Here is a 12,909-nt window from a genome sequence, read left to right as displayed (position 1 = left end):
ACAAGACGCAACTACCGCGGGTACATACATCCGCAACATGCTCGAATATAATTTTATTTATAACGATGGCTTCTTTGCATGGCAGGGATACCTGGCTGCTGCTGCGGGCGATTTAGAATTATTATTGTCGCTGGATGAGGAATGCACGGCATTGAAATCTCCCATGGAAATGAGGCAGGCCAGCCAGAAGCTGGGGTTGCGGCTGCTGAAGCTCATGGGGCCATTGACACGTAGCGGATTTGCAAAAGAATATGCGTTAAAAACAACAGGTCATTATTGCTTGGTCTTTGGGATGTATGCTTACCTGCTGGGAATTCCATTGGAAGAGGCCATGACGGCTTTTTATTATAATGCAGCCACAGGTATGGTAACGAATTGTGTAAAACTTGTGCCGCTGGGGCAACAGCAGGGGCAGGAAATCCTGTATGGTTTATTGCCCTTATTGCCTGGGTGGGTTGCTAAAACACAATTAGTGCCCCGGGAGCTGGCCGGTCGCTGTAGTCCAGCCTTTGACATCAGCTGTATGCAGCATGAAAAATTATATTCAAGGTTATACATGTCGTAAATGGAGAACAGGAAATATATAAAAATAGGTGTAGCCGGCCCTGTAGGCGCTGGTAAAACTGCTTTGATAGAACGTTTATCCCGTCAGCTGCATGAAACATACAGCCTGGCGGTGATCACCAATGATATTTACACAAAAGAGGATGCAGAATTCCTCATGAAAAACAGTCTGTTGCCTGCTGAACGTATTATCGGCGTGGAAACAGGCGGTTGCCCCCACACCGCTATCCGGGAAGATGCGAGTATGAACCTGGAAGCGGTGGAGGAAATGGTCTCCCGCTTTCCGGATGTGGAAATCATCTTTATTGAAAGTGGGGGTGACAATCTCTCTGCCACCTTTAGTCCGGACCTGGCAGATGTGACCATTTTTGTGATTGATGTGGCAGAAGGAGACAAGATTCCCCGCAAGGGAGGTCCGGGCATTACCCGTTCAGATCTGTTGGTGATCAACAAGATTGACCTGGCGCCTTATGTACATGCAAGTCTTGAGGTCATGGACAGAGATGCCCGGAAGATGCGGAATGAGCGGCCATTTATTTTCACGAACCTGATGTCGCTACAGGGATTGGACCAGGTTATAGACTGGATCAAAAAATACGCGTTACTGGAAGCATAATGTATAGCGAGTTACAAATAAATACTGCCGCGCGGAATAGTAAGACTTATTTGCAACACTGCTATTTCACCCGCCCGTTCAAGGTGGCGGATATCAGTGGGCAGCATGCATCAGATTTACATTTAACGCTGATGAGTGCTTCGCCGGGAATATTGGATGGTGATGAATATGATATGAAGGTGAATGTGGCGCCAGGTACCAGTCTGCATCTGTATACCCAGTCTTATCAGCGCATATTCCAGATGAAATTGGGTGCAAAACAGGTGTTTTCGGTTCATTTAGGAGCTGGCAGTAGCTTAATTTACCTGCCACATCCCAGTGTTCCACACGAAAATGCGGTATTCTCAGCTGTGAATAAAATCCAGCTGGAGAAGGATAGTCGCCTGCTATGGGGAGAGATTATCACTTGTGGGCGTAAACTGAGTGGGGAGATTTTCCGCTGCCGGCATTTTCAGAGCACCACGGAGGTACGTTCTGAAGGAAAGCTGGTATTTAAGGATGTGACATTGCTGGAACCGGCACTGGTGCCGGCAGGCGAGATGGGGCAGTGGGAGGGCTATACTCACCAGGCCTCCCTGTACTGGCAGGATGGGGCAGTGGATATGGAGGAAATGGCAGGCGAGGTACATGACCTTTTGTCCGCCGAGGCAGGCATCCGGGGCGGTGTGTCCAGAACAGCCGCAGGCGCGCTGCTGGTCAGGGTTTTAGGACAGGGTGGCGAGCAACTTTACCAGCTATTTAAAAAGATAGCATTACTGGCTGGCGAGGAAAGAAGACTTTAAAATGATCATGGTATGAATATGGAGCTACAGTTGCTCATTATCACAGCGTTGACTATCAGTACCCTGCACACGGTGACCGGGCCGGATCATTATATTCCGTTCATAGCCCTGAGCAGGGTGAGGAGCTGGTCAGTAGGCAAGACGGTGGTATGGACGTTGCTGTGCGGTGTGGCGCATGTGGGTAGTTCTGTGTTGCTGGGATTGCTGGGGATTGGCCTGGGATGGTCATTGTCTAAGATCAGCGGGTTGGAAAATCTGCGGGGCGGCATAGCCGGATGGGCGTTGCTTAGTTTTGGCCTGTTGTATACAATATGGGGATTGAAACGGGCCTGGCAAAACAAGGTACACAAGCATTTTGACATATACGACAACGGAGACATATATGTATATGAGCATAAACATGAACAAATCGTGTATCCGCAGGAGCGAAGAAAGGTGACACCATGGATTATGCTTATTATCTTTGGTCTCGGTCCCTGTGAACCACTGATACCTTTATTGACATATCCGGCGGCGCAACATGCTGCTTACGCCATGGTATTGCTGATCGTGGTATTTACGCTCTTTACATTATTGACAATGGTGGCGATGGTATTGTTGGGCTATTATGGCTTTTCACTGCTGACCACCAGTCGTTTGGAGCGATATGTGCATGCATTGGGAGGATTCACTATTTTTATTTGTGGTTTAGGTATGGTGTGGCTGGGTTGGTAAAGAAAAAATTTACTGGTATATATCATCGCGGGAATTGAATGTTTTCCCGATGCGCACTTTGATAATGTACTATTCCTAATTGATAATTCGTAATTTTACTTCATCTTTTGGCTTTTACACGATAATTTATGGCACAAAGCGTATTCGATTTTGGCATGATTGGTCTTGGCGTAATGGGAAGAAACCTGTTGCTCAACATGGCTGATCATGGCTTTTCCGTTATTGGTTTCGACAAGGATACCACCAAGACCGGAGCACTGGAATCGGCTGCTACAGCTGGCACTACCGTGAAGGGAGTGGCTGAACTGGCAACCATGGTACAATTGCTGGAGCGTCCGCGCAAACTAATGATGCTGGTTCCCGCAGGGAAACCGGTAGACGATGTGATCGAATCACTGATCCCGCTGTTAGCGCAGGGCGATGTGGTGATCGATGGCGGAAACTCTCATTATACTGATACCCTGCGCAGGGTGAAATATCTGCGGGAGAAGGGTATACATTTTATGGGCATCGGTGTATCCGGTGGTGAAAAGGGTGCCCGTACAGGTCCCAGCATCATGCCGGGTGGCGACAAGGAAGCTTACGAAAAGGTAAGACCTATGCTGGAGGCAGTATCTGCCAAGGTAAATGGTACCCCATGCGTAGCTTACCTGGGTAAGGAAGGTGCCGGTCATTATGTGAAAATGGTGCATAATGGTATCGAATATTCCATCATGCAGCTGATCAGCGAAACTTATGCCTTGCTGAAGAAGGAAGGACTGAGCAACGAGCAGCTGCACGAAACATTTAAAAAGTGGAATGAAGGCGACCTGCAATCATTCCTGATCGAGATCACTGCAGACATCTTCCTGCAAAAGGATGATAAAACCACTGCATACCTTGTAGATGTGATCTCTGACAAAGCCGGTTCCAAAGGAACAGGTAAGTGGACTTCGCAGGATGCGATGGAACTGCCTGTAGCCGTACCTGTGATTGATACAGCAGTAGCTATGCGTACCGTTTCCGGCTACAAAGATGAGCGCGTGGAAGCTGCAAAAATTTACGCTTCTTCCGAATCAGCACCTGCACTGAGCGTAGCGCAGATTCACGATGCACTGAGCTTCGGTATTTTGCTGAGCTATGCACAGGGACTGGCCATGCTTACACAGGCTTCCAAAGAACTGGAAATGGAAATTCCATTGCCTGAAGTTGTGAAAGTGTGGAGAGGCGGCTGTATTATCCGTTCTACCCTCCTGGAAGTATTTACCCGCGCATATGAGGCCAACCCGTCATTGCCTAACATCTTATTGAGTGAAGAGATTGCAGCTATCGTGAAGCAGGTAGTTGGTAACACCCGTGCTGTAGTAGCGAGTGCGGCACAGTCGGGAATAGCAGCAGCAGGTATTATGTCTGCACTGTCTTACTTCGACGCCTACCGTACAGAACGTATGCCTACCAACCTGGTACAGGCGCAGCGTGACTACTTTGGAGCACATACCTATCAGCGTATAGACCAACCCGGTACTTTCCATACCGTGTGGGGAGAATAATAGTTGTGGCCTGACGGGGATTGCGTACAACTTTGTCAGGCTGCACTGCTTAAAAAAACAATTTTATGCAAAACCACAAACGCCCTGCGGCCTCCATCCTGTTTATATTTGGAGGTAGCGGCGATCTGAATTACAGAAAACTTTCGCCGGCTTTATATAACCTTTTTCTGGACGATTACATGCCGGAAAAATTCGCCATCGCAGGTATCGGACGTAGCCAGTATTCTAACGATGACTATCGTACCCACCTCCTGGACGGGATCAACAAATTTTCCCGTCGTAAAGATGAGCAAAATGGTCACTGGGAAGAGTTCTCAAAAAATGTAACCTACCTGCAGATGGATGCGGACAATCAGGCTGCTTACAGCAAGATTACCGACTTTGTGAAGGAAAAGGAAACAGAATGGGGAGAGCATCCAAATGTTATTTTCTACCTGGCAGTAGCGCCACAACTGGTGCCTTCTATCGCTCAGAAACTGGGCGCACTGAACCTCTGCACAGATAAAAACTGTACCCGTATTGTGATCGAAAAGCCATTTGGCCATGACCTGCAAAGTGCGCATGACCTGAATGCGCTGCTGGGCCGCCTGTTCTCTGAAGAGCAGATTTACCGCATCGACCACTACCTGGGTAAAGAAACCGTACAGAACATACTGGCACTGCGCTTTGCCAATGCCCTGTTTGAACCGGTATGGAACCGTAACTATATCGATCACGTACAGATCACTGCTTCAGAAACAGTAGGTCTGGAAGATCGTGCACAATACTACGAGAAGTCAGGCGCCCTGCGCGATATGGTACAGAACCACATCCTGCAGGTACTCTGTATGGTTGCTATGGAAGCACCGGTATCATTCGATGCGAATGAGGTGCGTAATAAAAAGGTAGACGTACTGAATGCAATGCGTGCTTTCCCTAAGGAAAAGGTGCATGAGAATGCGGTACGTGGCCAGTATTCCAGCGGCTGGATCAAGGGTAAGGAAGTACCTGGCTATCGTGATGAAAAAGGTGTGGCAAAAGAATCTGCTACGGAAACTTATGCAGCCGTGAAGTTCCATATTGATAACTGGCGCTGGCAGGGCGTACCTTTCTATGTACGTACCGGTAAACACCTGCATCAGAAAGCAACGAATATCACCCTGCAGTTCCGCCCGGCTCCTCACTTTGCATTCCCATCAGAATCTGCAGAGACCTGGAGACCTAACCGTCTTACCATCAGTATTACACCTGAAATGGATATCCGCATCCGCTTCCAGGCTAAACGTCCGGGTCAGGCCATGACACTGGAACCAGTAGACATGGTATTCAACTTCGATCATCAGTATGGTGATGACCATGCACCAGAAGCATACGAAACACTGCTGCTGGATGTGATGGAAGGAGATGCGACCCTGTTTATGCGTGCAGACCAGGTAGAAGCTGCCTGGAAACTGATCATGCCGATACTGGAAACATGGGAATCCCGCACCCCGGTTGACTTCCCTAACTATGCGCCTGACTCATGGGGCCCGGAAGATGCCGATGCAATGATCGCGAGGGATGGACATGCATGGATCAATCTGCCTAAATAATATCTGACATGGAATTACATATAGCCAAGAATACCCAGGAACTGAGCGAGAACCTGGCTGCATGGATCAGCAACTATATACAGGAAGTATTGCAGGATCAGGACATTTTTACCTTTGTACTATCCGGTGGCAGTACGCCTAAGTCGCTGTACCAGTTACTGGCTAAGGAGCCTTACAGCAAGATGATTCCGTGGAAAAGAATTCATTTCTTCTGGGGAGATGAGAGAGCCGTGCCGTTTGAAGATGATCGTAACAATGCCCGTATGGCATTTGAAAGTCTGCTGGAAGTGGTGAATGTACCTAAGGAAAATATTCATGTAATGCGCACCGACATCAAGCCGGAAGAATCAGCAGCAGCATATGAAGAAATTCTGCTGGAATATTTCAAGGATACAGATACTACCTTCGACCTGGTATTGTTGGGCATGGGTGACGACGGCCATACGCTGTCCCTCTTTCCCGGTATGCCGATAGTGAATGAGAAAAAGGCCTGGGTAAGTGCCTTCTGGCTGCAGGCCCAGGATATGTACCGCATTACGCTGACGGCACCGGTGGTGAACCAGGCGGCATGCGTGATATTTATGGCGACTGGCATCGGTAAGGCCCTGACCTTGAAGAACGTAATTGAGGGTACATTTGATGCAGAGAAATTCCCTTCTCAGTTAATCAGGCCGCAGGATGGTGAGTTGCACTGGTTTGTGGATGAGGCTGCGGCGAGTGCACTGGAAATGTAAAATGATCGCTTTTAAAATAGAAAGCCGGTTGCGAAAGTGACTGGCTTTTTTTATTTTGTTGAATATGAAACCATCACTTATTTACCTGTTTGCGCTACTATTCGGCGCTTCCACTGTTATAGGACAAAAGAAATATACCGCCGACTGGGCTTCGCTGGAGACCCGCGGTATTCCGGCCTGGTTCAATCAGTCTAAATTTGGCATCTTCATACACTGGGGCGTTTATGCAGTGCCTTCATATGCACCTGTAGGCCCGGGGGGTTATTCAGAATGGTACTGGTATCAGCTGGATGGTCGTACCGATGGGCCGCACGATGCGACCCGCGCATTCCACGATAAGAACTATGGCAAAGATGTGCCTTACCAGGACCTGGAAAAGCAGTTTACCGCTTCTTTGTTTAATCCTGATCAATGGGCGGAGATCTTCCGCCGCTCAGGGGCAAAGTATGTAGTACTGACCTCCAAGCACCATGAGGGTTATGCCCTGTGGGACAATCAACAGGCCAGTGAAAGCTGGGGTCGTACCTGGAATGCAAAAGATGGTACGCCTAAAAGAGATTTGCTGGGAGACCTGACGAATTCAGTACGCAAGGCAGGTTTGAAAATGGGTTACTATTATTCCCTGTACGAATGGTTCAACCCGATCTGGAAAAAAGATAAACAACAATACATCAACCAGGTGATGATTCCCCAGTTCAAGGACCTGGTGACGAAGTATAAACCGTCAGTGATCTTCTCTGATGGCGAATGGGAACTGTCTGATACCGCATGGCACAGTACTTCGCTGCTGGCATGGTTGTTCAACGAATCGCCGGTGAAGGATGAAGTGGTGATAGATGATCGCTGGGGCAGCAATACACGTGGTAAACACAATGGTGCTACGTATCTCACATCTGAATATGGTAGCGGTATGCAGCCGGGTGTGATCTGGGAAGAGAGCCAGGGCATTGGCCAGTCTTATGGTTATAACCGCATGGAGAATGTGGATGATTATAAAAAAAGTGCAGACCTGACACTGATGCTGGTCGATATTGTATCGAGAGGTGGTAACCTGCTGCTGGATATCGGACCCACTGCCGATGGCCGTATTCCGGTGATTATGCAGCAAAGGCTGATCGATATTGGTGCATGGCTGGATGTAAATGGAGAAGCGATTTTTGATACCAAAACATGGAAAGAAACAAGACAGTGGAGTGAAGGTAAAATACCTGAGTTGAAGGAGTCAAATTTCATGTCAGATTATAGTATTTCAAACCTGGTAAAACCTGCCAAAGATCGTGCACATGTAGAGTTGTTCTTTACACAGAAAGAAAATGCACTGTATGCGATCGTACCGGGGTATGTGCCGCAGGTGAAGATTAAGGATTATATGCCGTCAAAGAAAGTGACGGTGAGTATACTGGGATGTACAAAAAAGATTAGTGGAAAGCAGGTAGGGAAGGACTTTGTGATTGATTTATCAGGATTGACGCCGGGCGATTTACCAACTGGTTTATTTACTATCCGTATAAAATAAAACAAAAACGCTTCTGCCTAAGGCAGAAGCGTTTTTGTTTTGAAAACTACCAGTTATCGATACTTATTTTCTCCATCGTTGCTGTATTCAGCAAAGACCCTATTGCAGTACTTGGATAGATCTCTTCGAATGTCTTCACCTGGTTCATGAACACCCTTCGTGACAGGTGGCTCCTGGTGATATGATGTGGTGATTCCAATCCTGCAGCAGCAGCCAGTTCTATGGCGCTTTCAATAGTGTCCTGGTGATAGTTTGCTACTCTTTGTTTTTTATCATCTACTACCAGGCCGGCCTGCAGCCATTTATCCTGTGTCGCTACACCTGTAGGACAGCGGTTGGTATTACAGATCAATGCCTGGATACAACCCAGTGCCATCATCATGGCTCTTGCACTATTGCAGGCATCGGCGCCCAATGCCAGGGCACGGAGAATGTGGAAACCCGTCAGGATTTTGCCGGAGGCTATCACCTTTACTTTATGACGGATATTGTATCCTGTCAGTGTATCGTGTACAAAAGCCAGTGCATCCATCAGCGGCATACCTACGGAGTTGCTGAATTCAGGAGGCGCTGCGCCGGTACCTCCTTCGCCACCATCAACGGTAATAAAGTCAGGATAGCAGCCGGTTTCCAGCATCGCTTTACAGATAGCATGGAATTCGGATTTCTGACCGATACAGAGCTTGAAACCAACAGGTTTACCATTTGCCAGGGTACGCATTCGGCTGATGAATTGCATCATCTGGCGGGGTGTATTGAAGGCAGTGTGGTAAGGGGGAGAGGCCACTGTGGTATGTGGTTTCACATGACGGATAGCGGCGATTTCAGGGGTGTTCTTAGACGCTGGCAGGATACCGCCATGGCCTGGTTTTGCACCCTGAGACACCTTTAGTTCGATCATGCGAATTTGTGGCTTCGCACTATTCTGCGCAAATAACTGTTCGTCGAAATTACCTTTTTCATCCCGGCAGCCAAAGTAACCGGTACCTATCTGCCAGATGATATCGCCGCCCTGGTTCAGATGGTGCTCACTGATACCACCTTCGCCGGTGTTATGAGCAAAGTTGCCAATCTTAGCACCGCCGTTCAGGGCTTCTACTGCATTGGCACTCAGGGAGCCATAGCTCATGGCAGACACGTTGAGAATGCTGGCAGAATAAGGCTGCCGGCAATCAGGACCGCCGATCTGAACACGCGGATCCTTGTTCATGGTATCGAAGGAGCGGGGCTGGATGGAATGGGCCATCCATTCATAGCCCTCAGCGTATACGTTGAACTGGGTACCAAAGGGTTGTGAGTTCAGTTCACGTTTAGCACGCTGGTAGATGGTGGATCGGTCTACCCTGTTGACAGGGCTGCCATCGATATCGCTTTCTACGAAGTATTGGTAGATTTTGGGACGTATATCTTCCATCAGGTAGCGCATTCTGCCCACAATAGGGTAGTTACGCATGATGGCGTGTTTTTTCTGGAAAATATCAACAAATCCGAGTACAATGAGTGGAACGATCAATACAAGTAGCCACAACACCCAGGGAAAAAAATAGCCGGCACAGCATATTAGCGCGAGACTGCCAATCGTAAAAGCAAAAAATCCTTTCATAAACGAGCATCCTTTTTAATGACTGACTAAAGATAGGAGAAAAACTATATTCGCCTTATATTACGGCGATTAATATCAACTGAATATGCTTATAAGGAGGTTTTTACTGGTATGTGGCCTGTTTACGGCAGCCACTACCAAGAGTTGGGCGCAGGTGCCATTTGACGCTTCGCAATTAAAAGTATCCTGGGAAGTAGGTGAAAATAACTATCAGGGGAAAGCGCAGTTCTTGTCTGTATTCACAATCGTCAATACAGGTCATACCGCATTTCCTGCCCAGGGCTGGCAGTTGTATTTCAACTTTGTGAGATCGGTGAACCCAGGCCCTACCACGGGTGGCGTAAGCGCTTCGCATGTGAACGGAGATTTGTATAAACTGACGCCTACAGGGGAAAGTAAAGGAATTGCACCTGGCGATTCTATTCGCATTTCACTCATAGGCGATGCATGGGCGGTTAACTTTACGGATGCACCAGACGGTTTATACATCGTGTGGGACAAGGAACCTGCAAAAGGATACAGTGTGCCTGCCTTGAATATTCGTCCTTCTACCCAACCCAAACAATACCTGCGTTTTCCGGGTGATAAGATCGGCCTGATTACACCACAGGATATCTACGAGCAGAATAAAAATACAGCAGATGTACCCCTGGCTGAGTTGCCAAAGGTATTCCCTACACCACGTGACATCACGAATGGTACAGGAGAACTGGTACTGACACCGGCCGTAACGATCAGTGCAGATCCTGCATTTGCAAAGGAAGGCGCATACCTCGCTACAGAGCTGAAAACAGTATTCGGTAAGCAACCTGCTGTGATCAATGGCGGCAATGCAACAATTACTTTATCTACAGATGCCAGCCTGGCTCCTGAAGATTATACACTTACTGTGACTAACGCTGGTGTACAGATAAAAGCGGGTGAAGGTGCGGGCATTTTTTATGGTATTCAATCACTGAAATCCTTGTTTCCTGCAAATGCATGGGCAGGTGTACAGAAGAAAGTAACCATCCCTGCGGTGAATATAAAAGACGGTCCCCGCTTTGGTTACCGTGCATTCATGATAGATGTATCCCGCAATTTCCATAGTAAGAATGATATCTATCGCCTGCTGGACCTGATGGCAATTTACAAACTGAACGTATTGCATTTTCACCTGACAGATGATGAAGGCTGGAGACTGGAAATTCCTTCTCTACCAGAACTGACAGCTGTGGGTGCGCATCGTGGTCATACGCTGGATGAAAAGGACCATCTGCAACCAGCATATGGGTCCGGACCTGATGTGAGCAACGAAGCAGGCAGTGGTTATTACACCAGGCAGGATTACATTGACATCCTACATTTTGCGGCAGCGCGACATATCCGTGTGATTCCTGAGATTGAAACACCGGGGCATGCGCGTGCAGCGGTGGTAGCGATGAAAGCACGATATGAGCAATTCGCAAAAGCCGGACAACAGGCAGCAGCAGAAGAATATTTGTTATCAGATCCGAAAGATGCATCAGTATATCACTCTGTACAAAACTGGAATGATAACGTGATTAACGTGGCTTTGCCGGCAGTATATCACTTCCTGGACAAGGTAGTGGAAGAGGTACAGGGAATGTATAAAGATGCCGGAGTACCCCTGGAATATGTACACATGGGTGGCGATGAAGTACCTGGTGGTGTGTGGGCGGGTTCTCCTGCAGTGAAAGCGCTAATGGAGAAAGATAAGCGCATCCGGGATGTGAATGATCTCTGGTATTACTACTATGGCAAGGTGAACGATCTGTTGAAGAAAAGAGGATTGAAACTGTATGGCTGGGAAGAAATGGGTATGCGTAAGACAACCCTGGATGGTAAGCCATTCAGCATGCCGAATCCTGGGTTTAGTGGTGAAAACCTGATGGTAGATGTGTGGAATAATATTATGGGTGGTGGCGCAGAAGATTTGCCTTACCGCCTGGCAAATGCGAATTACAAAGTGGTGCTTTCTGGTGTGAGCAACATGTACTTCGATATGGCTTATATGAAATCATTTGATGAACCAGGTTTCTACTGGGGTGGGTTCGTAGATGTGGATAAACCATTCTATTTCATCCCGATGGATTATTATAAGAACTCCAAAGTAGATGCATTGGGTAATGCGTTGGATCCGGCGATTTTTAAAGACAAACAACGTTTGACTGCTTATGGTGCAGATAACATTGTAGGAGTGCAGGGATTGCTGTGGAGCGAGACGGTGAAGAATTCTGCAAGAATGGAGTATATGATTTTGCCCAAGTTACTGGGATTGGCAGAGCGGGCATGGGCAAAGGATCCGGAGTGGGCGACTGTGAATGATAGTACATTATATCCGAAAGCATGGAACATATTTGCGAATACATTGGGTAAGAAGGAGTTGGTAAGGCTGAGTTATTACAATGGCGGGTATAATTACCGCATACCTACAGCAGGTGCAAGTGTGGTAGATGGGGCAGTGGTAGCGAACCTGCAATTGCCTGGGTTTACAATCAGGTACACCAGCAATGGAAAAGAACCGGATGGAAAGAGTAAGGTGTATGCAGGACCCATTGAAGAGAAAGGAACGATCAAATTAAAGGTATTTGATGTGAGGGGAAGAGGTGGCAGATCGGTTTCGGTTGAAAATAAATAATGGTATTTTTCCGCACGCTAAAAATCGCTTCTGCCGCAGGCAGAAGCGATTTTTGTTTTATCCCCATACTTATAGTAAATTTGAGCCATAATATACCCTTACCTAAGCCTACCACAACAAACATCTGCATTTAAACAAAACGATTGTCTATGTCAAAGATCATGATAGCTGTAGACCTTAGCAGCTATTCAGCCGGCGTTGTTGCTGCTGGTATGGAACTCGCGCGGAGCACCAAGTCTCCTGTAACCATCACTTCTATCCTGGACAAGAACACAGCCGTAGTGCCTGTGATCGAAACAGTTAGCCCATCTGCCGATGAGCTGAATGGCCGTCTGCAGGATATTATTGCACATCTTGAATCTTACCGGGAGGCTTATCCTGATGTAACCGTATCCGTTACTGCCACATTAGGCAATCCAAAAGAAGACATCCTGGAGCAGGCAGCAGAAGAAGGTGCAACCACGCTTGTAATTGGTACACACGGCCGCACCGGTCTGGACCATTTACTGATTGGCAGCACTGCTGAATTTGTCATTCGTCATGCACCTATTCCCGTATTGGTAGTCCCTTACAAGAAAGGAAAGCATTAAAATTCAATTAAACTGTTCACCATATCCTTATTGCCTTTCAACTTACACG

At 47.6% G+C, this 12,909-nt stretch carries 11 protein-coding genes; 10 read left to right on the top strand and 1 reads right to left on the bottom strand.

Translation table 11 applies throughout. From position 1 onward, the window contains the following. The 8 genes from ABDW16_RS25765 to ABDW16_RS25730 form a co-directional block, all read left to right on the top strand. The coding region (locus ABDW16_RS25765; RefSeq protein WP_343673791.1) for an urease accessory UreF family protein at nt 1-565 on the top strand (565 nt) is incomplete at its 5' end. Then, nucleotides 566-1,180 carry an urease accessory protein UreG gene (gene ureG / locus ABDW16_RS25760; protein ID WP_343673790.1) on the top strand — a complete coding sequence of 205 codons (615 nt, stop codon included), beginning with the start codon at nt 566-568 and terminating at the stop codon, nt 1,178-1,180. Beyond that, a complete protein-coding gene (locus ABDW16_RS25755) occupies nt 1,180-1,962 on the top strand; it encodes an urease accessory protein UreD (RefSeq protein WP_343673788.1) in 783 nt (260 codons plus the stop codon). The genes ureG and ABDW16_RS25755 overlap by 1 nt, the downstream gene beginning before the upstream one ends. A gap of 12 nt (nt 1,963-1,974) precedes the next feature. Continuing rightward, the gene (locus tag ABDW16_RS25750) at nt 1,975-2,676 is read left to right on the top strand and encodes a sulfite exporter TauE/SafE family protein (protein ID WP_343673786.1); all 702 of its coding nucleotides are present in this window, start codon (nt 1,975-1,977) and stop codon (nt 2,674-2,676) included. 128 nt (nt 2,677-2,804) lie between these two features. Continuing rightward, complete coding sequence (gene gndA / locus ABDW16_RS25745; RefSeq protein ID WP_343673785.1) at nt 2,805-4,205, top strand: NADP-dependent phosphogluconate dehydrogenase; 1,401 nt, start codon at nt 2,805-2,807, stop codon at nt 4,203-4,205. A gap of 65 nt (nt 4,206-4,270) precedes the next feature. Continuing rightward, a complete protein-coding gene (gene zwf, locus ABDW16_RS25740; protein WP_343673784.1) occupies nt 4,271-5,776 on the top strand; it encodes a glucose-6-phosphate dehydrogenase in 1,506 nt (501 codons plus the stop codon). 8 nt (nt 5,777-5,784) lie between these two features. Then, on the top strand, nt 5,785-6,510 hold the full coding sequence (gene pgl, locus ABDW16_RS25735; protein WP_343673783.1) for a 6-phosphogluconolactonase: 726 nt from the start codon (nt 5,785-5,787) through the stop codon (nt 6,508-6,510). Between the two features lie 64 nt (nt 6,511-6,574). Beyond that, complete coding sequence (locus ABDW16_RS25730; protein ID WP_343673781.1) at nt 6,575-8,026, top strand: alpha-L-fucosidase; 1,452 nt, start codon at nt 6,575-6,577, stop codon at nt 8,024-8,026. 46 nt (nt 8,027-8,072) lie between these two features. Here ABDW16_RS25730 and ABDW16_RS25725 read toward each other — a convergent pair whose 3' ends face one another. Continuing rightward, a complete protein-coding gene (locus tag ABDW16_RS25725; RefSeq protein ID WP_343673779.1) occupies nt 8,073-9,629 on the bottom strand; it encodes an FMN-binding glutamate synthase family protein in 1,557 nt (518 codons plus the stop codon). 85 nt (nt 9,630-9,714) lie between these two features. Between ABDW16_RS25725 and ABDW16_RS25720 the strand changes: the two genes are divergently transcribed. Next, nucleotides 9,715-12,270 (top strand): family 20 glycosylhydrolase, encoded by a 2,556-nt coding sequence (locus ABDW16_RS25720; protein ID WP_343673777.1) that lies wholly within the window; start codon nt 9,715-9,717, stop codon nt 12,268-12,270. A gap of 149 nt (nt 12,271-12,419) precedes the next feature. Next, the gene (locus ABDW16_RS25715; RefSeq protein WP_343673775.1) at nt 12,420-12,860 is read left to right on the top strand and encodes a universal stress protein; all 441 of its coding nucleotides are present in this window, start codon (nt 12,420-12,422) and stop codon (nt 12,858-12,860) included. Nucleotides 12,861-12,909: the final 49 nt, after the last annotated feature.

Origin of the sequence: Chitinophaga sp. (assembly GCF_039596135.1) — a bacterium.
GTDB lineage: Bacteria > Bacteroidota > Bacteroidia > Chitinophagales > Chitinophagaceae > Chitinophaga.
Note: the sequence above shows the minus strand (reverse complement) of the source record. Positions and strands in the feature narration are given on the sequence as shown.